General features: G+C 67.0%; 23 protein-coding genes. 8 read left to right on the forward strand and 15 right to left on the reverse strand.

The genetic code is table 11. The annotated features are described in order from the left end of the window. Positions 1 to 8 precede the first annotated feature (8 nt). Genes FBY28_RS08480 through sfnG form a run of 3 tightly spaced genes read right to left on the reverse strand, consistent with a single transcriptional unit; the run spans position 9 to position 3,607 of the window. The gene (locus FBY28_RS08480; protein ID WP_216847569.1) at positions 9 to 1,484 is read right to left on the reverse strand and encodes a cell division protein PerM; all 1,476 of its coding nucleotides are present in this window, start codon (positions 1,482 to 1,484) and stop codon (positions 9 to 11) included. A 36-nt stretch (positions 1,485 to 1,520) separates the two neighbouring features. Beyond that, positions 1,521 to 2,411, reverse strand: a complete 891-nt coding sequence (locus FBY28_RS08485) for a DUF5336 domain-containing protein (protein WP_141865869.1) — start codon at positions 2,409 to 2,411, stop codon at positions 1,521 to 1,523. 56 nt (positions 2,412 to 2,467) lie between these two features. Continuing rightward, on the reverse strand, positions 2,468 to 3,607 hold the full coding sequence (sfnG, locus tag FBY28_RS08490) for a dimethylsulfone monooxygenase SfnG (RefSeq protein ID WP_216847570.1): 1,140 nt from the start codon (positions 3,605 to 3,607) through the stop codon (positions 2,468 to 2,470). A gap of 105 nt (positions 3,608 to 3,712) precedes the next feature. Here sfnG and FBY28_RS08495 point away from each other — a divergent pair, with 105 nt between their 5' ends. After that, the gene (locus FBY28_RS08495) at positions 3,713 to 4,561 is read left to right on the forward strand and encodes an LLM class F420-dependent oxidoreductase (protein WP_141865873.1); all 849 of its coding nucleotides are present in this window, start codon (positions 3,713 to 3,715) and stop codon (positions 4,559 to 4,561) included. A 10-nt stretch (positions 4,562 to 4,571) separates the two neighbouring features. Here FBY28_RS08495 and FBY28_RS08500 read toward each other — a convergent pair whose 3' ends face one another. After that, complete coding sequence (locus FBY28_RS08500; RefSeq protein ID WP_141865876.1) at positions 4,572 to 6,101, reverse strand: acetyl-CoA acetyltransferase; 1,530 nt, start codon at positions 6,099 to 6,101, stop codon at positions 4,572 to 4,574. Positions 6,102 to 6,241: 140 nt separating this feature from the next. Between FBY28_RS08500 and FBY28_RS08505 the strand changes: the two genes are divergently transcribed. Both FBY28_RS08505 and FBY28_RS08510 read left to right on the forward strand, forming a co-directional pair. Then, complete coding sequence (locus FBY28_RS08505; RefSeq protein WP_141865878.1) at positions 6,242 to 6,856, forward strand: TetR/AcrR family transcriptional regulator; 615 nt, start codon at positions 6,242 to 6,244, stop codon at positions 6,854 to 6,856. 10 nt (positions 6,857 to 6,866) lie between these two features. Further along, entirely contained in the window at positions 6,867 to 8,756 is a 1,890-nt protein-coding gene (locus tag FBY28_RS08510; RefSeq protein ID WP_141865880.1) for a S9 family peptidase, read from the forward strand. 62 nt (positions 8,757 to 8,818) lie between these two features. Here FBY28_RS08510 and sucD read toward each other — a convergent pair whose 3' ends face one another. Both sucD and sucC read right to left on the reverse strand, forming a co-directional pair. Then, complete coding sequence (sucD, locus tag FBY28_RS08515) at positions 8,819 to 9,721, reverse strand: succinate--CoA ligase subunit alpha (protein WP_141865882.1); 903 nt, start codon at positions 9,719 to 9,721, stop codon at positions 8,819 to 8,821. 14 nt (positions 9,722 to 9,735) lie between these two features. Then, positions 9,736 to 10,899: an ADP-forming succinate--CoA ligase subunit beta gene (sucC, locus tag FBY28_RS08520; RefSeq protein WP_141865884.1), complete on the reverse strand. Its 1,164-nt coding sequence runs from the start codon at positions 10,897 to 10,899 to the stop codon at positions 9,736 to 9,738. 287 nt (positions 10,900 to 11,186) lie between these two features. Here sucC and FBY28_RS08525 point away from each other — a divergent pair, with 287 nt between their 5' ends. Both FBY28_RS08525 and FBY28_RS08530 read left to right on the forward strand, forming a co-directional pair. Further along, complete coding sequence (locus FBY28_RS08525) at positions 11,187 to 12,257, forward strand: M23 family metallopeptidase (RefSeq protein WP_174241576.1); 1,071 nt, start codon at positions 11,187 to 11,189, stop codon at positions 12,255 to 12,257. A gap of 14 nt (positions 12,258 to 12,271) precedes the next feature. Beyond that, positions 12,272 to 12,838 carry a hypothetical protein gene (locus FBY28_RS08530; protein ID WP_216847572.1) on the forward strand — a complete coding sequence of 189 codons (567 nt, stop codon included), beginning with the start codon at positions 12,272 to 12,274 and terminating at the stop codon, positions 12,836 to 12,838. Here FBY28_RS08530 and pcrA read toward each other — a convergent pair. Continuing rightward, entirely contained in the window at positions 12,835 to 15,168 is a 2,334-nt protein-coding gene (gene pcrA, locus FBY28_RS08535; protein WP_141865886.1) for a DNA helicase PcrA, read from the reverse strand. The genes FBY28_RS08530 and pcrA overlap by 4 nt on opposite strands. An 84-nt stretch (positions 15,169 to 15,252) precedes the next feature. Between pcrA and FBY28_RS08540 the strand changes: the two genes are divergently transcribed. Further along, positions 15,253 to 15,510, forward strand: coding sequence for a chorismate mutase (locus FBY28_RS08540; RefSeq protein ID WP_286177867.1), 258 nt, complete (start codon positions 15,253 to 15,255; stop codon positions 15,508 to 15,510). Between the two features lie 58 nt (positions 15,511 to 15,568). Here FBY28_RS08540 and FBY28_RS08545 read toward each other — a convergent pair whose 3' ends face one another. Beyond that, on the reverse strand, positions 15,569 to 17,032 hold the full coding sequence (locus FBY28_RS08545) for an NAD-dependent succinate-semialdehyde dehydrogenase (RefSeq protein ID WP_141865888.1): 1,464 nt from the start codon (positions 17,030 to 17,032) through the stop codon (positions 15,569 to 15,571). 50 nt (positions 17,033 to 17,082) lie between these two features. Here FBY28_RS08545 and pgi point away from each other — a divergent pair, with 50 nt between their 5' ends. Then, positions 17,083 to 18,732: a glucose-6-phosphate isomerase gene (gene pgi, locus FBY28_RS08550; protein ID WP_141865890.1), complete on the forward strand. Its 1,650-nt coding sequence runs from the start codon at positions 17,083 to 17,085 to the stop codon at positions 18,730 to 18,732. Positions 18,733 to 18,808: 76 nt separating this feature from the next. On the opposite strand, the gene FBY28_RS08555 is transcribed toward pgi, so the two are convergent. From FBY28_RS08555 to FBY28_RS08570, 5 genes are read right to left on the reverse strand one after another with little or no spacing between them, the layout of a single operon-like run. After that, positions 18,809 to 19,228: a hypothetical protein gene (locus tag FBY28_RS08555; protein ID WP_174241577.1), complete on the reverse strand. Its 420-nt coding sequence runs from the start codon at positions 19,226 to 19,228 to the stop codon at positions 18,809 to 18,811. A 58-nt stretch (positions 19,229 to 19,286) separates the two neighbouring features. Beyond that, positions 19,287 to 20,036 (reverse strand): SDR family oxidoreductase, encoded by a 750-nt coding sequence (locus tag FBY28_RS08560; RefSeq protein WP_141865892.1) that lies wholly within the window; start codon positions 20,034 to 20,036, stop codon positions 19,287 to 19,289. 40 nt (positions 20,037 to 20,076) lie between these two features. Then, the gene (locus tag FBY28_RS08565) at positions 20,077 to 21,294 is read right to left on the reverse strand and encodes a threonine/serine exporter family protein (protein ID WP_141865894.1); all 1,218 of its coding nucleotides are present in this window, start codon (positions 21,292 to 21,294) and stop codon (positions 20,077 to 20,079) included. After that, entirely contained in the window at positions 21,287 to 21,451 is a 165-nt protein-coding gene (locus FBY28_RS25740) for a hypothetical protein (RefSeq protein ID WP_160145467.1), read from the reverse strand. The genes FBY28_RS08565 and FBY28_RS25740 overlap by 8 nt, the downstream gene beginning before the upstream one ends. Before the next feature lie 14 nt (positions 21,452 to 21,465). After that, a complete protein-coding gene (locus FBY28_RS08570; protein ID WP_141865895.1) occupies positions 21,466 to 22,335 on the reverse strand; it encodes an Fpg/Nei family DNA glycosylase in 870 nt (289 codons plus the stop codon). On the opposite strand from FBY28_RS08570, the gene FBY28_RS08575 reads away from it, so the two are divergent. After that, positions 22,334 to 23,959, forward strand: a complete 1,626-nt coding sequence (locus FBY28_RS08575; protein ID WP_216847574.1) for an FUSC family protein — start codon at positions 22,334 to 22,336, stop codon at positions 23,957 to 23,959. The two genes, FBY28_RS08570 and FBY28_RS08575, sit on opposite strands and share 2 nt — an antisense overlap. Here FBY28_RS08575 and FBY28_RS08580 read toward each other — a convergent pair. After that, the gene (locus tag FBY28_RS08580) at positions 23,956 to 24,351 is read right to left on the reverse strand and encodes a phage holin family protein (RefSeq protein ID WP_141865897.1); all 396 of its coding nucleotides are present in this window, start codon (positions 24,349 to 24,351) and stop codon (positions 23,956 to 23,958) included. The two genes, FBY28_RS08575 and FBY28_RS08580, sit on opposite strands and share 4 nt — an antisense overlap. A gap of 5 nt (positions 24,352 to 24,356) precedes the next feature. Further along, positions 24,357 to 25,097 carry a precorrin-6A synthase (deacetylating) gene (cobF, locus tag FBY28_RS08585; RefSeq protein WP_141865900.1) on the reverse strand — a complete coding sequence of 247 codons (741 nt, stop codon included), beginning with the start codon at positions 25,095 to 25,097 and terminating at the stop codon, positions 24,357 to 24,359. Positions 25,098 to 25,122 lie beyond the last annotated feature (25 nt).

The following is a 25,122-nucleotide window of genomic DNA, read 5'->3' on the forward strand; positions in this document are numbered from 1 at the left end:
GCAGCAGCCTAGTCGTCCTGCTCGCGTCGCTTTTCGGCGACCACGTCGGGAATGTCGCCGTCGACCATGAAGTGTTCCTCGGGATCCAGCAGCGGGTCGTCGTCACCGAGGACCGGCGGCTCGACGATCTCGGCGTCGAGATAGTCGGGCTCGCCGAGCATCACATGGTCGTCGATCTCGGCGTCGATGATCACCTCGGCGTCGATGACATCGTCGGTGCGCTCGGAACGCCATTCGCTGTCGATGATGACCTCGGTGATCGCGTCCTCGTCAGCGGGCTCGGGTTCGGGTTCGGGTTCGGGAGCCGGAACGGGCTTCACCGGCTTCGGCCGCCGCGTCAGGCCCCCGGCCATGACCACGGTGAGACCGCCGATGACGGCGAACCACAGGAACACGGCCGGACCGAACGTGGTCTGGTCGACCCCGACGTCACCGAAGTTGCCCAGTCGCCCGCCACCGGCATAACCGAGCAGGGCCATGGTCACTGCCGCGGCCAGCGCGGCGACGCCGAGCTTGGCCAGTGCGATCGGCCAGGGCGCGGGCCGACGGGCGCACTGCTGCCCCAGCGCGACCGCCGCCACTGCCGCCACGATCAGTAGCGCCACCCAGATCGGGCCGAGCGGCGGCGTCGGCAACGCGGCCAGGACCGGTACCGCCGGGATGTCACCGCCCAGCACGGTGAACGAGCTGAACGTGGCCAGCCCGATGTGGGCACTGGACCCCACTGCCACGGCCGCGGTGCCCACCAGCACGTTCGGGATGTACAGAATCGACAGCAGGGCGAGGCTGAGCTGACCGAACATCGAGTCGGTGATCGCGAAGAGGTCATGCATGGTTCCCCAGTGCACGACGATCGACCCGACGGCCACAACACCGCACAGTCCGAGCAGCGCGAGCACACCGGTTGCCGCCGCGCGCAGCGCCTCGGGCAGCCAGCGCGGCAGCCACGGCAGGCCGGCCAGTCGTCCGGTCATCAGGATGCCGATGAGCACACCGAACAGATGCACCAGGAAGACCCCGGCGAAGGCACGCGACGCATCGGGGGTCTGCAGCTGGGTGATGACCGAGGATGCGTCGTGGATCACGGCCAGCGCGATCGCCGCGATCAGCAACGGTCCGCCGAGCGCCGAGGCCGCCACCCAGCGGATGACGAACCACGACGACCGCGCCGAGGCGGCCGCGGTGGTGCGCGCGGTGGCCCACACCATCAGCAGCACCGGCAGCAGCGGCATCACGCCGAGCTCCCGGCCGCCGATCGACACCGGGACCTGGTGCACGCCGAGCCACATGCTGGCGATGGCGCCGAACGCGCCGGTCATATCGCTGTTGGCGATCAACAGCTGCAGCAGTGTGATCGCGGCGATGATGCCCAGCGCGGCAACCGACGGCCCGAACGCGACCCGTAGCAGATCACGGGCCTGCCGGGTGCCGACCGATCGGTTGTCCACTAGCTGGGTCGCTCCTCGCACGCTGGTATCACGCATGCCTGATCCCCGCTGTCCGGGCACGCGACGCCCAGACTACGACGACGGCGACCCGGATTGCGGCGTGGAGTCCGACTGCGAAGGGGGTGTCGGCGATTGGGTCGGCACCGCGGTGGTGGGAGCCGACGATCCCTGCTGTTGCGGCTGCCCGAAGGCCGGGAAGCCGGTGGGCGGGGTCGGCGGACCGGAGTGCCCACCCGCGGCGTGCGAGTCGGTGTTGGCGTCGCTGTAGGAACCGGCCGAGCCCGCCCCGGCGAAACCACCGGTGGACGGGCCGCCGGGGTAGGAGCCGTACGGCGTCGGATAGCCCGGACGCTGCTGGGGCTGGCCGTACTGCTGGGGTTGTCCCTGGGGTTGTCCGTAACCGTAGGGCGGCTGACCGTACTGGCCGTAGGGCTGCTCGTAGCGCGGCTTGGGCACCGGCGGGGTGAGCACCTCGGCGTCGAACAGCAGTGCCGCGATCGCCGCACCGGCCTGGAACAGCGTGGTGGCGATGATCAGGTACAGCCCCCAGCCGATCGACAGCCCGGTCGGGGCGTTGATGACCTCGGAGAGCACCAGCAGGAAGGACAGCGTGGCCACGACGGCCACCAGTCCCGCCCGGGTCTTCTGCTTGGGCAGCAGGCCGATGCCGGCCAGCAGCGCGGCCAGCACCGAGGCGGCGACGGCGAGGCCGAGGCCCGGGGTGCTGCCGCTGGCGCTGCCGAACTGCGGGAAGTCGGAGTTGCTGATGGTCAGCAGCGGTCCGAAGTTGAAGACGTAGGTGCCCAGACCGAACACCGCCACCGCCGCGCTCAGGTACGCGGGCAGCTTGCTGGGTCCGGTCTGCTCGGGCTCCCCGACCTTGCCGAACTGCTGCGTCGGCGCGATGTACTGGTTGCCCTGCTGTGCAGGCGGATATCCGGGGCTACCGGGTGGGTAGGTCATGACTCTCCTGTGTGGGCGATTTCGACCCACGCTAGCGCACCGTGCTGGGAGGCGGCTCAGGCCGATACGAGCAGCGGGCTGTCGGCGACCGCACTCTCGGAGGCCTCGATTTCGCGGACGAGCGGCAGCACTCTGGCGCCGAAGTACTCGATTTCCTCCTGGAAGTGGAGGAAACCGCCGAGGATCAGGTCGACACCGCGTTTGCGGTAGGCGGCGATGCGTTCGGCGATCTGCTCGGGGGTGCCGATCAGCTGGGTCCGGAATCCGTCGTTGTACTGGACCAGGTCCTCGAAGGAGGAATCGGCCCACATGCCCTTCTTGTCCGCGGTGGAGTTCCCGGCCTGCTGGACCGCCGAGCGGAATCCCTCGACGGCCGGCTTGTTGGCCTTGGCGATGATCTCCCGCAGCGTTTCCTTCGCTTCCTTTTCTGAGTCGCGCGCGATGATGAAACCGTTCAGGCCGATCTTGACCTCGCGACCGGCGTCCCGAGCGTGGTCACGCACCTCGACGACCTGCTCGGTGATGCCGTCGAAATCCTTGCCGTTGGAGAAGTACCAGTCGGCGTAGTGACCGCCGTTGCGTCGGGCGGCGGTGGAGTTGCCGCCCTGGAACAGTTCCGGGTTGGGCCGTGCCGGGGTGTTCAGCGGCTTGGGCTTGAGGGTGAAATCGTGGATGCGGTAGAAGTCGCCGCGGAAGTCAACATCGTCCTCGGTCCAGATCTTGCGCAGCACCTGGAGGAATTCGGCGCTGCGCCGGTAGCGCTCGTCGTGTTCGAGCCACGGCTCACCCAGGTGGGTGAATTCGTCCTTGAACCAGCCGGAGACGACGTTGACCGCGAACCGGCCGCCGGAGAGCTGGTCGGCGGTGGCGCCGAGTTTGGCCAACACCGCCGGCTGCCACAGCCCGGGGTGGACGGCCGCGATCACCTTGAGTCGCTCGGTGGCCAACAACAGCGCGAGGCTGAAGCTCGTCGACTCGTGCTGGTACTCCGCCCCGTAGCTGGCCTCGTAGCGGACCTGGGACAACGCGTACTCGAAACCGTTGTTCTCTGCGGTCTGGGCCAGCTTCTTGTTGTACTCGTAATTCCAGTCGGTGCGCTGCTCGATATCGCTGGTGACCAGGCCACCGCTGACGTTGGGCACCCAATAGGCGAAGGTGGTGTGATCGGCGATGCGTTCGGTCGTCATGGTTGCCATGGCAGCATTTCGGGCCGCCTGCCGTCACCGGTAAAGATCGTGCTGAACGGAACCTCAGGACCCCGGCCTTGCGCCAACGGACTAGAACACGTTCTAATTCTGGCCATGGACTACGGGCTCGTTCTCTTCACCAGTGACCGCGGCATCGCCCCGGCAGCTGCGGCCAAGCTGGCCGATGACCACGGCTTCACCACCTTCTACGTGCCTGAGCACACGCACATACCGATCAAGCGCCAGGCCGCACACCCGACCACCGGAGACGAGTCGCTGCCCGACGACCGGTACATGCGCACCCTGGATCCGTGGGTGTCGCTGGGCACCGCCGCGGCGGTCACCAGCCGGGTGCGACTGTCCACCGCGGTCGCGCTGCCGGTCGAACACGATCCGATCACCCTGGCCAAGTCAATCGCGACGCTGGATCACCTCTCCGGCGGCCGGGTCAGCCTGGGCGTCGGATTCGGGTGGAACACCGACGAATTGGCCGATCACAAGGTCCCGCCGGGCCGGCGGCGCACCATGCTGCGCGAGTACCTGGAGGCGATGCGCGCGCTGTGGACGCAGGAGGAGGCGGAGTACGACGGCGAATTCGTCAACTTCGGTCCGTCCTGGGCGTGGCCCAAGCCGGTGCAGTCCCATATCCCGGTGCTGGTCGGCGCGGCGGGCACCGAGAAGAACTTCAAGTGGATCGCCCGATCCGCCGACGGCTGGATCACCACCCCGCGGGATTTCACCATCGACGAGCCGGTCAAGTTGCTGCAGGACACCTGGGCCGCGGCCGACCGAGCCGGCGCCCCGCAGATCGTCGCGCTGGACTTCAAGCCCGACCCCGAAAAGCTGGCGCACTGGCGCGATCTCGGCGTGACCGAGGTGTTGTTCGGCCTGCCGGACAAATCCGAGACCGAGGTCGGCGCGTATGTGGAGCGGCTGGCCGGGAAGCTCGCTCAGCTGGTCTGAGCGAGCGGGTTCACGCCAGCGTGGCGTGGTTCTCCTTGTCCCCCGCGGTCACCGTGATCGCGGCACCGAGCGGGTCGCCGTCGGTCATCAGGGCGAGCAGATCCTCGTCGGTGGTCAGTGCCATGAACCGGCTGCCGTCGGCGTCGAGCCTGCCGATGATGACCCCGGTGGTCGTCGGCCAGTCGTAACGCACCGAGTACGTTTCGATCGTGCCGCGACCTTCGGGGTGCCGGGTGACCGCAACCGTCGGCTGCGCGTCGATCCCGGACTGCAGTTCCCGGCTGCGGTCGGTACGCCAATCGACCGGCACGGTCGAGTACACGCCGACCGAGTATTTGCTCATCACACCGCCGTTGGCGCCGACGAGGCCGAATCGACCCGGCCGTTCCCGAGCGCTGCACACCGTCTCGGCGATGCCGTGCAGTGAGTAGCTGTTGCCCGGGCCGCCGAAGAAGGGCAGCCCTCCGGTGAGGGTCAGGCCACGTGGGTCGTCGGTGGCCAGTCCGGCCGAGTCGCACACCGAGAACACCGGGAAGGGGAAACAGCTGTAGAGGTCGAAGGTGGATACCTCGGATAGCTCCGCCTCGGCCACGCGAAGCGCCTCTGCCACAGCCATTTCCGCCGAAAGGCTGGCGCTCAGGTCGGCGCGGTCGAGCAGGGACTGTTCGACGAGGTCGGCATGACCGTGCAGGTAAACCCACTTCTCCTCGGGCACCGCCAGCCGGCGCGCGGCGGCCACCGACATCAGCAGCACCGCGGCACCCTGGTTCACCTGGTCGCGGGCCACCATCAGGCGCGGGTACGGGTCACAGATCATCCGGTTTTCCGTTGTGACGGTGGCGAGTTCGTCCACGGACCGTTCCACCGGTGATGACGCCAACGGGTTCTTGGCGGCGACCTCCGAGAACGGCGCGAAGAGTTCGGCCATCTGACGGCGGTAGTCGGCCACCGAGGCACCGATGCGGGCTCGGCGGGCGTTGTCCAGCAGTCCGTACTGCACGGGCGCACCCGTCAGACCGTGGGTGGCGGTGTACTCGTTCATGTACTGGTCGAACCCGTAGCCGCGATCCTCCAGCTGGCCACCGACCGTCTCGGAGTGGTCCGGCTTGTCCTCGCGGTTCGCGAAATAGCGCAGTGTCGAACCGTTTTCGGATCCCAGCACCAGCACGACCTCGGCATCACCGGCGGCGATGACTCCGGCGAACTCGGTGGTCACCTTCTGCGATCCGTGCCCGCCCAGCGGTTCGAGCACGGCGCGGGTCGGGTCGGCGCCGATCCGTGCGGCAACCGAGCGCGGGTAGTTGTCCGAACAGCCCAGCGGCGCCTGCGAGAACGGCGTGCAGATCTCGAACTGGCGCAACCCGACGAAGACCTCGATGGCGGCGGCGATGGTCGCCGGGTCGGCACCGGTGTCGACCAACGCCGCCCGGGCCGCCTCGGTGGCCAACTCCACCGAGGACATCCCCCGGTAGCCGTCGTCATCGATGCGCTCGGTGAACTGTCCGACGCCGACGATCACCGGGGTATGCGGATCCACCATCACTGACCTCCTGGCAGGTGTTAGTTCGTCAGGCTAACCGACGCCGAGTCGGCCACCTGGGGCGGAGGGCAGCTTGACCCCGATGTCACTTGATGACACTGTGGTGATGTCACTAAGTGACACCGAGGAGGTGGGTCGCCATGGACGACAAGGCAGCGGCCGCGCGCCTGCGGGTGTCCCGGCACGCCGCGGCATTGTTCTGGGAACGGGGCGTGTCGGGCACCAGCGGTGACGACATCGCCGCTGCGGCGAACCTGTCCACCCGCACCATCTGGCGGTATTTCCGCTCGAAGGAAGCGTGCGTCGAGCCGTTGCTCGCCAAGTCCGCGCACCGTTTCATCGGGGTGTTGGACCGCTGGCCTGCCGAACTGTCGCTGGGACAACACATGCGCGCCGACGCGATCGCCCACCCGTTCTCCGAACAGGATCTCGCCGACGAGACGGCGGCGATGCGCATCGCGGCCATGTCGGCGAATGAACCCGCCTTGCGCACCGCGTATCTCATGGTGCACGACGAGATGGAGCGCGGGTTCATCCCGGTGATCGCCAAACGGCTCGACCTGCCCGCCCACGATCTGACGGTGCGGCTGTGCGCGGCCGCCACCACCGCGGCGTTGCGGGTGGTCGACGAGGACGTCAGCACCGCCGTCGTCGTGCACGGACGCACCTTCGAAAGCCAGGACATATTGACGTTGATCGACCGCGCCGTCCTCGATGCGACCAACGGACGCATCGGCGCACCGGTCAGCACATAGAAAGGAACCCGTGGCCCGCCACAGCACCGAAACCACACTCCCGCCGCGTATCTCGGTGGAGCAGTTCTTCAATCCGCCGGAACGTGCCGGTGCCACCATCTCTCCCGACGGAACCCGGATCGCCTACCTGGCGCCCTGGCGCAACCGCCTCAACATCTGGGTGCAGGATCTCGACGGCACCCTCGAGCCGCGCTGCGTCACCGCCGACGACGTCCGCAGTGTCTACCTCTACAGCTGGACCCACGACTCGCGGCACCTGTTGTACATGCAGGACAGCGGTGGGGACGAGAACTGGCATCTGCACCGCGTCGATCTCGACGATCCGGGCAGCGCCGCAGTCGATCTCACGCCCTTCCCGAACACCCGGGTCAGCTACGAACTGCTCAAGACCCGGCCGGGAAAGGCCGTCGTGCAGCACAACGCGCGCAATCCCGAGCTGGTCGACGCCTACGAACTGGACATCGCCACGGGCGAACTCACCATGATCGCCGAGAATCCCGGCAATGCCATCGGGTGGGTCACCGGCCCCAACGGAGACCTGTTCACCAACACCCTCACCGCCGACGGTGACGTCGAGATCTCCCGGTGGGATCCGGACACCCGCACCCTGCGGCCCATCAAGCTGTACGACGGGCGCGACTATCCGCTGGGTATCCACCCGATCGCGCCCACACCCGACGGCACCGGAATCTGGCTTGGCTCCTACGCCGGCGGCGACAGGATGCGGCTGATGCGGTTGGACGTCGCCACCGGCACCGAGACCGAGGTGGACAGCCACCCCCGGTTCGATCTCGGGGCACAGATCATGTTGCCGTCCCCGTTCATTCTCAGTGAGCAGACCGGTGAGCTGATCGGTGCCCGCTATTACGGTGAGCGACAGGTGATTCACGCGCTCGACCCCGACTTCGCGGCGGTTCTGGACAGGCTGGCCGGCCTCTCCGACGGTGATCTGTCGACCATCTCCTGCGATGACGGCGGGCAACGGTGGGTGGTCAGCTTCCAGCACGACCGTGAGCCGGGCGTCACCTATTTCTACGACCGCAGCACCGACGAGAGCCGACTGCTGTTCCGGCCGTACCCGAACCTCGACCCCGCCGGGTTGGCACCGATGGCGCCGGTGCGCCTGAAGTCCCGCGACGGACTCGACCTGCACGGGTACCTGACCCTGCCGGTCGGGGTGCAGCCGATCGGACTGCCGATGGTCCTGCTCGTGCACGGCGGTCCGTGGGCACGTGACGTGTGGTCCTATCAGCCCGATGTTCAGCTGCTCGCCAATCGCGGGTACGCGGTGCTGCAGATCAACTTCCGCGGTTCGACCGGTTACGGAAAGTCGTTCACCCAGGCCGCGATCGGCGAGTTCGCCGGCCGGATGCACGATGACCTGATCGACGCGGTCGACTGGGCCGTCGAGCAGGGTTACGCCGACCGCGACCGGGTCGCCATCTTCGGTGGGTCCTACGGCGGGTACGCGGCGCTGGTCGGGGTCACCTTCACTCCGGACGTGTTCGCCGCCGCCATCGACTACGTCGGCATCTCCAGCCTGGCCAATTTCATGAAGACCCTGCCGAATGTGGGTCGCCGCTTCCTGGCCACCAATTGGCATCTGTACGTGGGTGATCCGTCGGATCCGCAGGCCGAGGCCGATATGCTGTCCCGCTCCCCGATCACCCGGGTGGACCAGATCCGCACCCCGCTGCTGGTGGTGCAGGGCGCCAACGATTCTCGCGTCGTGCAGGCCGAGTCCGACAACATGGTCGCGGCGCTGCGGGCCCGCGGCGTCGAGGTGGAATACATGGTCAAGGAAGACGAGGGGCACGGCTTCGTCAACCCGGACAACAGCATCGACATGTACCACCTCGTCGAGAAGTTCCTCGCCGAACACCTGGGCGGCCGCGCCTAGCCCGCCGCTCGACAAGAAAGGCCCCCGCGAACTCTCGCGGGGGCCTTCCTCTGTGCAGTTCTTTACAGCTTGTTGAACAGCTCGCGCGCCTTGGCGGCGGTCTCCGACGGCGTCTTGCCGACGGCCACACCCGCAGCCTCGAGAGCCTCCTGCTTACCGGCCGCGGTACCCGCACCGTCGGAGACGATGGCGCCGGCGTGGCCCATGGTCTTACCCTCGGGAGCGGTGAAGCCCGCGACGTAGCCGACGACCGGCTTGGTGACGTTGGCCTTGATGTAGGCGGCGGCCTTCTCCTCGGCGTCGCCACCGATCTCACCGATCATCACGATCAGCTTGGTCTCGGGATCCTTCTCGAACGCCTCGAGAGCGTCGATGTGGGTGGTGCCGATGACCGGGTCGCCGCCGATGCCGATGGCGGTCGAGAAGCCGAGATCGCGCAGCTCGTACATCATCTGGTAGGTCAGGGTGCCGGACTTGGAGACCAGTCCGATCGGGCCCTTGCCGGTGATGTTGTTCGGCGTGATGCCGACCAGCGACTCACCGGGGGTGATGATGCCGGGGCAGTTCGGCCCGATGATGCGGGTCTTCTCGCCTTTTTCCACGTTGTAGGCCCACGCATAGGCGCTGTCCTGCACCGGGATTCCCTCGGTGATGACGACCAGCAGCGGGATCTCGGCGTCGATGGCCTCGATGATCGCGTCCTTGGAGAACGCCGGCGGCACGAAGGCGATCGACACGTCGGCGCCGGTCTCCTTCATGGCCTCGGCGACCGAACCGAAGACGGGCAACTCGATCTCATTGCCGTCTTTGTCCTCATGCTTGACGGTCGTGCCGGCCTTACGGGCGTTCACGCCACCGACGATCTGGGTGCCGGCCTTGAGCATCAGCTTGGTGTGCTTGGTGCCCTCGCCACCGGTGATGCCCTGGACGATGACCTTGCTGTCCTTGTTCAGGAAGATAGACATTCTTGTTGGCTCCCTTACTTGTTGGCCAGCTCGGCGGCCTTGTCGGCGCCGGCGTCCATGGTTTCGGCCTGTACGACCAGCGGATGATTGGCTTCGGCCAGGATGCGGCGACCCTCGTCGACGTTGTTGCCGTCGAGACGCACGACCAGCGGCTTGTTGGCCTCGTCGCCGAGGATCTCCAGCGCCTTCACGATGCCGTTGGCGACGGCGTCACACGAGGTGATACCACCGAAGACGTTGACGAACACGCTCTTGACCTGGCTGTCGCCGAGGATCACGTCCAGACCGTTGGCCATCACCTCGGCCGAGGCGCCGCCGCCGATGTCGAGGAAGTTGGCGGGCTTCACGCCGCCGTGCTTCTCACCGGCGTAGGCGACGACGTCGAGGGTCGACATGACCAGACCCGCGCCGTTGCCGATGATGCCGACCTCGCCGTCGAGCTTGACGTAGTTGAGGTCGTTCTCCTTGGCCTTGAGCTCGAGGGGATCGGTGGCGTCCTTGTCCTCGAACTCGGCGTGGCCGGGCTGGCGGAAGTCGGCGTTGGCGTCGAGGGTGACCTTGCCGTCCAGCGCCAGGATCTGATCGTCGGGGGTACGCACCAGAGGGTTGACCTCCACCAGGGTGGCGTCTTCGCCGACGAACACCTCCCAGAGCTTCTGGATGGTCACGGCGGCGGCATCGAGCACCTCGGCGGGCAGGTGGCCCTTCTCGGCGATCTCGCGGGCGAAGGCCAGATCGACACCCTTGACGGCGTTGACGGGAACCTTGGCCAGCCGGTCGGGCTTGGTCGCGGCGACCTCTTCGATCTCCATGCCACCCTCGACCGAGCACATGGCCAGGTAGGTGCGGTTGGAGCGGTCGAGCAGGAAGGAGATGTAGTACTCCTCGGCGATGTCGCTGGCCTCGGCGACCAACAGCTTCTTCACGACATGGCCCTTGATGTCCAGGCCCAAGATGTTGTTGGCGTGCTCCAGCGCGTCGGCGGGGGTGGCCGCGTACTTCACGCCGCCTGCCTTGCCGCGGCCGCCGACCTTCACCTGAGCCTTGACCATGACCGGCTTGCCGATCTCCTCGGCGATCGCCTTGGCGTCCTCGGCGGACTCGGTGACCCGGCCCGGCGTGGTCGGTACGTTGTGCTTGGCGAAGAGTTCCTTCGCCTGGTACTCGAACAGATCCATGAGTTTCCTAAAAGGGTGTCTGTCTAGGTGACGTTTCGAACTGACTTCACAGGTAGTGGGCCGGACAGACCGATGGCCGTGACTGGCTCGCTGGCACTGTATCCACCCGCCCGGCAGGCGCCCGCACCGCCCACCGTTCATGTGGTACATCTCACCGAGGCCCATTGGTGATACAAGTCACAATGCCCCTGGGAATGAGCTCATAAGTTGCCACCAACATTGGAATTTGGTTAACGTGCCTCTTGGTCTCGGTAACGGTCAGGTCACGGCGCTAAGGAATTTTCAGGTTGGCTGAGCACAGTTCGTCTCGATCCCTCCGGGGAGCAGCGACGAAGGGGCGGCAAAGCCCCGAGCGGCCAGAGAACCCGGCAGCGGTCACCGACATCATTCCTTTCAACGAGTTCGGCGATCTGTGCGAACTCGACTTCCGGGACAGCTCCGCGTTCGACAAGGAACAGCGCGTGATCGCCGCCCCCGAACTCGACGACCTGCACGACACCGACGACCTGGTCCCCCTGCGACTGGTCATCCCCAACGAATTCCAGGCCGACGGCGAGCCCTCGTCGCACGCCTACCGCGACAGCCACACCGACCTCAGTGACGGCACCGCGCTGACCGATGTCATCGACATGCGGGCGCACCGCACCGGCGGGGCGCACCGCAAGCAGACCGTGGGCGCGGTCAAGAGCCGGCTGATGATCGCCGCCATGGCCGCCGGAGCAACCGCCTCGGGCGCCTACTCGCTGTCCACGGCAAACGACGTGACTCCCGCCCCGGACACCCTGCTCGCCGCCGACGGCGCCCTCATCGAGGGTGCCTCGATCACCGGATCGGCCGACGGTGTGCAGATCATCGCCGTGCAGCCGGTGGCCTCCTCGGCGGTGCACGCCGAGGAGATCAGCAAGGCCGCCGCCTTCGCCCAGGAGCGCGCCGATCGCGAGGCCCGGCTGACCCGGCCCATGTTCGTGATGCCCACCAAGGGCGTGTGGACATCCGGCTTCGGATACCGCTGGGGTGTCCTGCACGGTGGCATCGACATCGCCGGTCCGATCGGCACGCCGATCCTGGCCGCCAGCGATGGCGTGGTCGTCGACGTCGGGCCGGCCGCCGGTTACGGTGCGCTGGTCAAGCTGCGCCATTCCGACGGCACCGTGACGCTGTACGGACACATCAACACCTGGTTGGTCAGCAAGGGCCAGCGCGTGATGGCCGGCGATCAGATCGCCACCATGGGCAACCGCGGCAACTCCACCGGTCCGCACCTGCACTTCGAGGTGCTGATGAACGGTTCCAACCGGATCGACCCGGTGCCGTGGCTGGCTCAGCGCGGGCTCTCCCCCGGCAATTACGTCGGGTAACTACCGTGGTCGGGGTGACGGCAGAACCTCCGGTGCCACCCGCCGAACAACCCCGCATCATCCGTCGGCACCCGACGGGTTCCTTCCCCGCGCTCGCCGCTGACCCCGGTGCCGAACCAACGTCACTGGTTCCCGCGGCGACCGAGACCACGCAGACCACCTACATTCCACGACCGGTTCCGGTGGCAGTCCCCGGGCGACGGGCCGCCGGGCCCGTCACCGCGATCTCAGCCGCCATTGCGAGCATTCTCAGCGGCTGGGCCACCTCGGTCATCGCCACCGACCTGATCGCCGGCTGGTGGAACACCGACCTGCTGTTCTGCATCGCGATCGGATTCCTTACCGCGATCTCGGCGGGCGCCGGTATCGCCGGGCTGATCGCCCTGCTGCTGCAGCGCCGGATGGGTCGACTGCTGATCATCGTCGGGGCGGCCATCGGGCTGCTCATCTTCGGCAGCCTGTTCCTGGCCGGAGCCAAACTGCACCCGGTGGTGTTCGCGATGCCGGTGCTGCCACTGGCGACGGTGGTGCTGACGCTGTTGCCCGCCACTCGACGGTGGTCTGAAGGACCGGGTCGTTAGAGCTTCTGCACCGGCGCATGGTTGTGCATCAACTTGACCCGGCCGGCACTGCCGAAATCGATCAGCGACATCGCCGATTCGCCCATCCCCGACACCTCCTCGACGCGGCCCAATCCGTACTTGTCGTGGTTGACGCGGTCGCCGGGTTCCAACGTGATGATCGTGCGGTTGCGCGCCTTCCCCGGTGCGGGACGGGCGTTCTCGGCGAAGCGGCCGACGCGCGGCGCGCTCAGCGCGGCCGACGGCGCCTCCACCCGACGCCAATTGATCAGGTCCTCGGGGATCTCGCGCAGGAACCGGGACTCGGGGTTGAGCATCGGCTGGCCCCATGACGAGCGCACCTTGGCACGGCTCAGATACAACCGCTGCCGAGCCCGGGTGATACCCACGTAGGCCAGCCGGCGTTCCTCGCTGAGCTCGGTGGGGTCGCCGAGCGCCCGCATGTGCGGGAACATGCCGTCCTCCCAGCCGATCACGAAGACCACCGGGAACTCCAGACCCTTGGCGGTGTGCAGTGTCATCATGGTGACCACGCCGGAACCGTGCTCGGGGATCTCGTCGGCGTCGGCCACCAGCGAGACCCGTTCCAGGAACTGGGCCAGTACCCCGGTGTCGGGGATGTCCTCGTCGCGGTCTTCCTCTTCGGCCAACGCCTGCCGGTTGGCCAGGTCGATGCTGAATTCGTGGGCGACGCTGACGAGCTCGTTCAGGTTGTCCAGTCTGGCCAGATCCTGCGGGTCACTGGATGATTCGAGCTCACGTCGGTAGCCGGTGCGCTCCAGCACCGCCTCGACGAGGTCGCCGAGTTCGCCGTCGAGTTGGCCGCGCAGCTCGTCGAGCAGTTTCACGAAGGACGCGATCGCCTTCTCCGAGCGGGTATTGAGCATCGGCACCCGGCCCTCGGCGGCGGCCTGCAACGCATTGTTGAAGCTGCCACCGCTGTTCTCGGCGTACACCGCGACGCACGCCTCGGCCCGGTCCCCGATTCCCCGCCGCGGGGTGTTCAGGATACGGCGCATGCTCACCGAGTCCCCGGGGTTGTCGAGCACCCGCAGGTAGGCGACGATATCGCGAATTTCCTTGCGCTCATAGAACCGAACGCCGCCGACCACCTTGTACGGGATGCCCGAGCGGATGAAGACTTCTTCCAGCGCGCGGGAGGAGTTGTTGGTGCGGTAGAACACCGCGACGTCGCTGAAGTTGTGGCAGGAGATTCCACCCTCGCTCGTCAGCGCATCGATCTCACCCGCGACGAACCGGGCCTCGTCGTGCTCGTTGTCGGCGACGTAGCCGACGATCAGCTCTCCCTCACCGGAGTCGGTCCACAATCGCTTCTCACGGCGGCCGGTGTTGCGGGCGATCACGGCATTGGCGGCGTTCAGGATCGTCTGCGTCGACCGGTAGTTCTGTTCCAGCAGAATCGTTCTGGCGTTGGGATAGTCGCGCTCGAAGTCCTCGATATTGCGGATGGTGGCGCCACGGAACGCGTAGATGGACTGGTCGGCATCACCGACCACGCACAGCTCCGAGGGAGGCACCCCGGCCGGGTCATCGGAGTGTGTCTCGACCCCGACGAGCTCGCGCACCAACACGTACTGCGCGTGGTTGGTGTCCTGGTACTCGTCGACGAGGATGTGCCGGAACCGGCGCCGGTAGTACTGGGCGATCTGCGGGAAGGCCTGCAGCACGGCCACCGTCTCGCCGATCAGATCGTCGAAGTCCAGGGCGTTGGCCGCCCGCAGCCGGCGCTGGTACTCGCCGAACACCGAGGCGATGGTCTTGGACATGTCATCGGAGCTGTCCGTCAGGTCGGCAAGCGCCTGGTCGGGGTCGATCAGCTCGTTCTTCAGGTTCGAGATGCCATTGGCCAGCAACCGCGGGGTGTAGCGCTTGGTGTCCAGGCCCATGTCCTTGGCGATCATCATGAGCAGCCGGCGCGAATCGTCGGAGTCGTAGATCGAGAAGTTCGAGTTCAGCCCGGGCAGCAGTGAGGCCTGGTTACGCAGGATGCGCACGCACGTGGAGTGGAAAGTGGACACCCACATGTTGCGGGCCCGCGGGCCGATCAGCCCGACGACGCGTTCGCGCATCTCGGCGGCGGCCTTGTTGGTGAAGGTGATGGCGAGCACCTGCCCGACACCGACATCACGCGCGGCCAGCAGGTAGGCGATGCGCCGGGTGAGCACCGCCGTCTTACCCGATCCCGCGCCGGCCACGATGAGCAGCGGGGATCCTTCGTGCAGGACAGCTTGGCGCTGCTGCGGGTTGAGCCCGTCGAGCAGTTGATCGGTATCAGAACCCTGGGCCGGCGCGTCAAAAAGAGATGTCATTTCGGTCTCGAATCTACCGCCGACCGGTGACATCCCGGTGACCCGCCTTTGCACCGAATCTGCGCCGGGTGGCACACTCGGATCGTGTTACCCGAGCCCGCCGCCGATATCGACGAACTGCGCCTGGAGATCGACCGCCTCGACGCGGAAATCCTGGCCGCGGTGAAGCGCCGCGCCGAGGTTTCGCGCATCATCGGCAAGGCGCGGATGGCCTCCGGCGGCACCCGGCTGGTACACAGCCGCGAGATGAAGGTCATCGAGCGCTACAGCGAGCTCGGCCCCGAGGGCAAGGACCTGGCCATGCTGCTGTTGCGCCTGGGTCGCGGCCGCCTCGGCCACTAGTCCCCCCCGATTTCGGCGCGGAAACGCTCGGTCAGCGAGCGTTTCCGCGCCGAAATCGTCAGGACGTGAAGGCGATGTACTTGGTCTCCAGGTACTCCTCGATACCCTCCGAGCCGCCCTCGCGGCCGAACCCGGATTCCTTGATCCCGCCGAACGGCGCCGCGGCATCCGAGATGACCCCGCGGTTGACGCCCACCATGCCCGCCTCGACGGACTCGGCCACGCGCAGCGCCCGGTCGAGGGACTGGGTGTAGATGTAGGACGCCAACCCGTACTCGGTGTTGTTGGCTGCGGCGATGCCTTCCTCCTCGGTATCGAAGCCGGTGATCGGCGCGACGGGCCCGAACACCTCCTCCTTGAGGATGCGGGCGTCGGCCGGGACGTCGGCCAGCACGGTGGCCGGGTAGAAGTGTCCGGGACCGTCCGGGGCCACTCCGCCGACGGCCACCTCGGCGCCGCGGGACACGGCGTCGGAGACCAGGTCGGCGACGATGCCGAGTTGTTTGGCCGAGATCAGCGGGCCCAATGTCGAGGACTCCTCAAGACCGTTGCCCAACGAGTATTCGCTCATCCGCTTGACCAGCTTCTCGGTGAACTCCGCGCGCACCGCATTGGCGACGTGGAACCGGTTGGCCGCGGTGCAGGCCTCGCCGCCGTTGCGCATCTTTGCCAGCAACGCACCCTCCACGGCGGCATCGACGTCGGCATCGTCGAACACCACGAACGGGGCGTTGCCACCGAGTTCCATCGAGGTGCGCAACAGCTTGTCGCTGGACTGTTTCACCAGTGCCTTGCCGACCCCGGTCGAGCCGGTGAAGGTCAGCTTGCGCAACCGGCCGTCGTCGATCAGCGCTGCGGTCAGATCGCCGGGCTTGGTGGTCGGCAGCACCGAGAGCACCCCCTTGGGCAAGCCGGCCTCGTCGATCAGCTTGGCCAGCAGCAGCATCGTCAGCGGGGTCTCCTGCGCCGGTTTGACCAGCATGGTGCAACCGGCCGCCAGGGCGGGGCCGATCTTGCGGGTGCCCATCGCCAGTGGGAAGTTCCACGGCGTGATGGCGTAACACGGGCCCACCGGCATCTTGGTCACCAGGATGCGCCCGGTACCCGCCGGACTGTGGGTGTAGCGCCCGTCGATGCGGACGGCTTCCTCGGCGAACCAACGGAAGAACTCCGATCCGTACTTCACCTCGCCGCGGCTCTCGGCCAGCACCTTGCCCATCTCCAGGGTCATCAGCATGGCGAGGTCTTCACTTCGCGCGGTGAGGGTTTCGAACACCGAGCGCAGGATTTCACCGCGTTCGCGCGCCGGGGTGGCGGCCCAGTCGGCCTGCACGGCGGTGGCGGCATCGAGCGCGGCGATCCCGTCTTCGGGCGTCGCATCGGCCACCGAGGTGATCACCTCGTCGGTCGCGGGGTTGAGCACGTCGAACTTCTGGGATGAAGCCGAGCCCCGCTCTTCACCACCGATCCACAGACCGGTGGGCACGGATGAAATCAACTCTGCCAACTTTTCGGTGCGCATACATCCATCATGTACACCCTCGATCCCGACGCCGCACTAAGGTCGGAAGAATGAGTGCTGACATCACCGAGACGGCCGCATGGCATTCGCTGCAACGCCACCACGAGGCGGTGTCGTCGAAGAATCTTCGGGAGCTCTTCGACGAAGATCCGGCCCGCGGCACCGATCTCACGCTGACCGTCGGCGATCTCTACATCGACTACAGCAAGCACCGGGTGACACGCGAGACGTTGGAACTCCTGGTCGAGCTGGCCACCGCGGCCGGGCTGCAGGACCGCCGCGACGCCATGTACTCCGGTGCGCACATCAACACCTCCGAGGACCGCGCCGTTCTGCACACGGCCCTGCGGTTGCCGAGGGGCGCCGAGCTGATCGTGGGCGGCCAGGACGTGGTCGTCGACGTCCATGAGGTGCTCGACGCGATGGGCGATTTCACCGACCGGTTGCGTTCCGGACAGTGGACCGGCGCCACGGGCGAGCGGATCACGTGCGTGGTGAATATCGGCATCGGCGGCTCGGATCTGGGACCGGTGATGGTCTACGACGCGCTGCGCCACTACGCCGATGCCGGTATCTCGGCGCGCTTCGTCTCCAACGTCGACCCTGCCGACCTGGTCGCGAAATTGGACGGGTTGAACCCGGCCACAACGCTTTTCGTAGTCGCGTCGAAGACGTTCTCCACGCTGGAGACGTTGACCAATGCGACCGCGGCGCGGCGGTGGCTGATCGAATCACTCGGCGCGGAAGCGGTTTCCAAGCATTTCGTCGCGGTCTCCACCAACAAGAAGCTCGTCGACGAATTCGGCATCGACACCGCCAACATGTTCGGCTTCTGGGATTGGGTGGGCGGCCGATACTCGGTGGACTCGGCGATCGGGCTGAGCGTGATGGCGGCGATCGGTCGCGAACGCTTCGCGGAGTTCCTCTCCGGGTTCCACCTCATCGACGAGCACTTCCGGACTGCACCGCTGGCGCAGAACGCGCCGGCCCTGCTGGGCCTGATCGGCGTCTGGTACAACAACTTCTTCGGCGCGCAGTCCCGCGCGGTGCTGCCGTATTCCAATGACCTGTCCCGGTTCGCCGCCTATCTGCAGCAGCTGACCATGGAATCCAACGGGAAGTCGGTGCGCGCGGACGGCACCCCGGTCAGCACCGATACCGGCGAAATCTATTGGGGTGAGCCGGGAACCAACGGTCAGCACGCGTTCTACCAGTTGCTGCACCAGGGCACCAGGTTGATCCCGGCCGACTTCATCGGCTTTTCCCAGCCCACCGACGACCTGCCCACCGCAGACGGCACCGGCAGCATGCACGACCTGCTGATGAGCAACTTCTTCGCACAGACGCAGGTGCTGGCCTTCGGCAAGACAGCCGAGGAGATCGCGGGCGAGGGCACCGACGCTGATGTCGTGCCGCACAAGGTGATGCCGGGAAACCGGCCGAGCACATCGATCCTGGCGACCAAGCTCACCCCATCGGTGGTGGGTCAGCTCATCGCACTCTACGAACACCAGGTTTTCACCGAGGGCGTCATCTGGGGTATCGACTCGTTCGACCAGTGGGGTGTCGAGCTGGGCAAGACCCAGGCCAAGGCGCTTCTACCGGTGCTGACCGATGATGCCGCTCCCGCGACGCAGACGGATTCCTCGACCGATGCCCTCGTGCGGCACTACCGCGCGGAGCGCGGTCGAACGGCCTGAGCCGCGGGTGCCGAAAGGCGCGTACCCGCTGCGCCTTTCGGCGAGCAGCGGGTACGCGTCGTGTCGAGATGCTGTGTTACGGGGCGGGGATGGTTGCGCAACCCACATTCGGGATGCAGCCGCTCGCCCCACCGGGACCTGCGGTGCCACTGGGGCCGCCGGGGATCGCCCCGGTAGCACCGTCCGGGCCCGCCGATCCGCCGGGACCGCCCGGGATCACACCACTGGCACCACCGGGTCCGGCCTCACCGACGGGACCACCCGGAATGGCACCACTGGCACCACCGGGTCCGGCCTCGCCGACGGGACCACCGGGGATCGCCACGTTGGCACCGCCCGGACCGGCATTGCCGACTGCGGCGCACGGCGTGCCGTCGGCGTTCCAGCACGGCGGCGGTGGCGGCGGGGTGGCACCGGACACCGGGGAGAAGGCGATGGCCGCACCCGCGGCGCCGGCGAACAACAAGGGCGTCATCTTCGTCAGTTTCACCATCATGAAAAGAGAGTTACCACTGACTAAGTCGGGCTAAACATCATCCCGATCGCAATCGAGATCAGGCGAAGCGTTTGGTGTACTTCGGCGGCAGCAGTCGCATGATCTGGGTCAGCGGCGCCCACGGCCAGTTCGGCACCACCGCGCGGCCCTTCTCCTTCTCGATGGCCGCGACCATGGCGCGCACGCCGGTCTCGTTGTCGACCATCAACAAGGTGTTCGCCGCCTGCGCCGTCATCTCCGATTCGATATAGCCCGGTTCGATGACGGTGACCCGGATGGGCCCCTTGTCGTACTCGGCGCGCAGGGATTCACCGAGGGAGGTCATGCCCGCCTTCGACGCCGCGTAGGCGGCCTTGGTGCCGGGCACACCGGTATTGCCCAGCACCGAGGAGATGAGCACCAGGTGCCCGCCGCCCGCCTTCTGGAACAGCTGCAGCGCGTACTCGATCTGCACCAGCCCGGAGACCAGGTTGGTGGTCAGCGTCGCGGAGTTGTGCCACGGCTTCCCGCCACCGATCTGGTAGCCCTTGCCGATGCCGGCATTGACGATTACGCGGTCGATACCACCCAATTCGTCGGACAGTTGCCCGAAGACCTGCGGGATGGCCTCGTGGTCGTCGACGTCGAGCGTGGCGATGGCGACCTTGGCGTACGGGTGCTTGTCGAGGATCTCGGCACGCAGTTCTTCCAGTCGATCGAGGCGGCGCGCGCACAGCGCCAGGTCGCGGCCCATGGCCGCGAAGGCGCGGGCCATCCCGGCGCCGAGGCCGGAGCTCGCACCGGTGATGAGTATCTTCTGGCGGGTCATGGCAGCAGGATAACCGAGTTAGATTTCTGGCCGGAAACCCTCAGAGTTCTGTCGCGGTATCGGAGTCCGCGCCACGGCGCGCGAACGCATTCCACATCGCGTATCCGGTGGTGAAACCCAACGCGATGGACATCATCGACACGAGCATCACCGTGATTGCCGCGCTGCCCTGCCCCGACGCGAGTTCGGCGAGGCCGATCATCCCGATCGAGCTGGGAACCAACAGCCAGAAGCCGGGTGCCAACATCACCTGCGCCACCGGCGTCATGGACAGTCTACTCAGGGCCAACGCGCTCAAGATGAGGATCAGTCCGCCGCCGAATCCGCTGACATAGCCTCCGAAGACCGCGTTGGTCAGCAGCTGGGCGCCGTAGGCGGTGAACAGGACGAGCGTCAGCCATGGCGCGAACCCACGCGGCGGGCCGAGGTGCAGGATGATCCCGACGGCGTAGACCGCGACCCCGAGCCAGGGCGCCCAGCTGCCCAGGGTGTTCACCGGCACATCGACCAGTTCGGACCACGTCAGACCGAGTAACTGGACGGCCAGCAGGATGCCCAGCGCCAGTTGGGCCAGGCGCATCAGTCCCGCCATCAGACGTGCCGAACCGGAGACCATTTCACTGGTGGACGACTCGATGACGGCCAGCGTGATGGCGACCCCCGGTAGGAACAGCGTCAGCGGTGCGATCAGCACCCGCAGGCTGTCGTGACCCATGTGCAGAAGCCGCCCGAGGCTGAAGGCGACATAGGTCACCAGGAACGCGCTGAGGACCGGGAGCAGTTGGCGCAGTGCGGGATTGCGCCGAGTGAGCAATTCCAGCAATCCGACCAACAACCCGAATCCGGTCGCGGCGATCAGCGATAGCACGGTCGGCTGCAGGATCAGCGCGTAGGCCGCACTCTGCAACCCGTAGCCGATGACGCTGACGCCACCGCCGAATCGTCGCGGCATGGCGTGGATCCGGTCCAGCTCGGCCAGCCCCTCGGCCGGATCCAACCGCCGGGTCTGGGCCCGTGCCACGAGCTCACCCAGCGGGAAGGTCTGGTCGTAGCGCAATGCCGCGCCGCGGACCACCGTCGTGTGTTGCCGGTCCCCCGCTTGGATGAAGTTCGGCAACACGAGCACCGGGCAGTCCGTGCCCTGCCGCGCGGCCACCCGCTCCAGCGTATGGCGAACCATCGTCACCGGATAGTCCGCGCTGAGCATCGCCGACCCGAGCCGGGCGATGAATTCGATGGTGGTCGTCGTGTCAGACATGGTGCGTTCCTTGTGGTGCGGACGGCCGCAAGAACGCGAGTGCCACCACGGTCGCCACTGCGGGTACGGCGGTCAGCAGTCGGACCAGCGTGTGCATCGCCGCGATCACCGCGTGCGCGTTGCGGGTCCAGAGCATTGTGTCCCTACGCCTGACCACCGGCCTCCTCGCCGCTATTTGAGCAAGCGCGACATTCTCCGGTCGGCGAGCTTCTTACCACCGGTCTGACAGGTGGGACAGTACTGGAAGGACTTGTCCACGAAGGAGACTTCGGCGACGGTGTCACCGCAGACGGGGCAGGGCAGCCCGGTGCGTGCGTGCACGCGCAACCCGGACCGTTTCTCCCCCTTGAGCGTTGCGGCCTGCTGCCCCACCGAACGCGCCACCGCATCGGTGAGCACCGAGGACATCGCATCGTGCAGGTCGGCCAGCTGCGCATCGGACAATTTGTTGGCCGTCGCGAACGGTGACAGCTTGGCCACGTGCAGGATCTCGTCGCTGTAGGCATTGCCGATACCGGCGATGATCTTCTGGTCGGTGATCACCGTCTTGATCCGTCCACCGTGCGCGGCGAGCACCTCCTTGAGATCCTCGGGCCCCAGCGTCAAGGCGTCGGGGCCCAGCGCGGCGATCTGCGGGACCTCCATCGGATCCCGAGCCACCCATACCGCAAGCCGTTTCTGGGTGCCTGCCTCGGTCAGGTCGAAACCGACGGTCTGGCCCGGTTCGTCTCCGGCCAGATGCACCCGCAGCGCGATCGGGCCCTTGCCGGGCTTCAGCGGCGCGGGTGCGAGCTTGTCCGACCAACGCAGCCAGCCGGCCCGCGACAGATGGGTGATCAGGAACATCTCACCCACCTCCAGACCCAGGTACTTGCCCCACCGCTGCGCCCCGGTGACCGGCCGCCCGTGCAGGGCGGTCACGGGCGGATCGAAGGTCTTCAGCACCGACAACGCGGAGATGTCGACCCGCACGATCTGACGGCCGACGGCGTGGCGGCGCAGATGGTCGGCGAGCGCCTCGATCTCGGGAAGCTCGGGCATGGGTCCAGTGTGCCGGACAGGCCCCGATATCGTCTCTGATGTGCTGGCGGCGGTGCGGCGGTTCCTGGTGATCAACCCGGCGCCGGGGCGGTGGCAGTTCGCGGTGCGCGCGGGTATCTGCATGGCGGTTCCGGTACTGGTGGGCTGGTTGCTCGGCGACACCGGTGCCGGGCTGATCGCCGTGATCGGCGGATTCACCTCGCTCTACGGCAGCGGAAGGCCCTACCGGAACCGAGCCGGATACCTGGCGGCGATCGCGGTGTGTTTCGCGGCCGCGGTGGCCCTCGGCGACTGGGCCGCGGCCATCCCGTGGCTCGGGCTGGTGACCATCACCGCGATCGCGATGGTGGCCGTCCTGGTCTGCCATGCGCTGGGTGTGGGCCCGCCCGGCGCGTTCATGTTCGTGCTGGGCTGTGCCGCCGGTACCGCCACCGCGTCGACCCATCTGCCGCCCTGGCATATCGGCCTCCTGGTGCTCGCCGGTGGCGCGTTCTCCTGGGTGGTGCACATGCTCGGGGCGTTGTGGGAACCATTCGTGGGCGACGGGGGAAAGCACGGACCGGAGGTGCGCGCCGTCGCGGCCGCCCGCACCGCCGTCGAGCGCTATCGAGACAGCGGCGAGAACAGCGACCGGCATCTGGCCGCCAAGGCGTTGCATCAGGCGTGGACAACCCTGGTCAACTATCAGCCGACGCACTGCGAACCCGATGCTGTGGTCGACCGCCTGCGCGCGGAGAACCTGCGTTTGCACCGGGTGTTCGGTGCCATCGTCGACGGTGCCATACCCGATTTCGCACCCGTTGACAGCACCGCGCCCGCGCGGTTGCCGCTGGGCAGGCCCGGCAATGCCGTCCTGCTGCGCCGGGCGTTGAGTCCGGGTTCGGAGTCGGTGCGGGTGTCGCTGCGGGTCGGGGTCGCGGTGGCGCTGTCCGGTGCGGCGGCATTGCTTTTCACCGCCGACCATTCGTACTGGGCGATGGCCACGGCGGTGCTGGTGCTGTACCAGGGGTTCGATTGGTCACGCACCGTGCAACGCGGCGCCGAACGCATGGTGGGCACGCTGCTCGGGCTGGGGCTGGCGGCCGCGATCCTGGCCTGGCAGCCGCAGGGCTGGTGGCTGGTGGCGGTGGTGGCCGTGCTGCAGTTCGCCATCGAGATGTTCGTGGTGCGTAACTACACCATCGCCGTCATCTTCATCACCCCGCTCGCACTGACGATCGCTACCGGCGGTCGTCCCGTCGCCGACCTCGGTCACTTCCTGGTGACCCGGGGCCTGGATACCGTGATCGGTTGTGTGATCGCACTTCTGGTGTATCGGGTGGCGCTGCGCCGGCACGGGCCGGCCCCACTGAAGGCGGCGCTGGCCCGAACCGTGGCCGCGACCCACCGGACCGATGTGCATATGCGGGCGGGCGCGGTGAGCAGTACGCCGGCCCGCGCCGCGCGCCGGGATCTACAACTGAGCGCGCTGGCACTGCTGGAGACGTATCAGGCGGCGATCGGCGGATCGGCAACGCAACGGGCCGACGCCGAGCGGTTGTGGCCGACGGTGGCGGCCGCCGAACAGGATGCGTATCAGACGTTGGCGGCGTGTTGGGTGCGCGAGCACCCGGAGAACGGTTAGCGCTCAGACCTTTTCAGGTCACTGGCGAGCACCGACAGCATCCAGCTGACGATGGACAGCACGATGGCGGCCCAGATGGCGGTCCACCAGAACTCGTCGATCTGCAGGCCCCAGTGGGTGGTGTTCTCGGTGATCCAGGAGGTGATCCAGAGCATCCAGGCGTTGATGACGATGTGGATCAGGCCAAGGGTCAGGATGTAGAGCGGTATCGAGATGAACTGCACGATCGGTTTGACGACCGCGTTGACGAGCCCGAACACCACCGCGACGATGAAGATGATGCCGACCCGCTGCAGCGTGGAGTCACCACCGACGATGCTGATCCCCGGGACCAGCATCGTCACCACCCAGAGCGCGACCCCGGTCAGTGCGGCCCGCAGCAGAAAACCCATGGCCGTCAGTCTGCCGCCCGCAGCAGGTAGGTGTCCATGATCCAGCCGTGTCGTTGCCTTGCTGCGGCGCGGATTTCGGCGATCTGATCGGCGACCTCTCCCACGGTTCCTGCCACCAGCAACTCGTCGGGAGTTCCCAGATAGGCACCCCACCAGATCCGGGTATCGGGCGGGCAGCCACGGAAGGAGCAATCCCCGTCGAGCATCACCACGGCCGCGCCGGTCAGTCCGTCGGCACGCAGCCGGCGCCCGGTGGTGATCAGCACGGGCTCGCCAATATCGTTGAGCGGGATGCGATGCCGCGCGGTAAGCGACTGGATGGCGGTGATACCGGGTATGACGTCGAACTCGAAGTCCACGTGTTCGGCGACGCGGTCGAGGATGCGCAGGGTGCTGTCGTAGAGCGACGGGTCACCCCAGGCCAGGAAGGACCCGCTCGCACCGTCGGGCAGCTCGGTCTCGATGGCACGGGCCCACAGTTTTGCCCGTGCCGCGTGCCAGTCGTCGACGGCCTGCTCGTAGGGCACGTCGGCGGCCCGCGTGGGGTCGGGCAGTGTGACGAAGCGGTATCCGGGCTTCTCGATGAAGCGATCGCAGATGAGTCTGCGCAGCGCGACCAGATCGTCCTTGGCCTCGCCCTTGTCCATCGCGAAGAAGACCTGGGTGTCATTCAGTGCCGAGATGGCCTGCACTGTCACGTAGTCGGGGTCGCCTGCTCCGATGCCGATCACATGAATGGTGCGCACCCGCAAAGGTTAGTCGATCGGATTT

Origin of the sequence: Arthrobacter sp. SLBN-53 (genome assembly GCF_006715585.1) — a bacterium.
Classification (GTDB): Bacteria; Actinomycetota; Actinomycetes; order Mycobacteriales; family Mycobacteriaceae; genus Mycobacterium; species Mycobacterium neoaurum_A.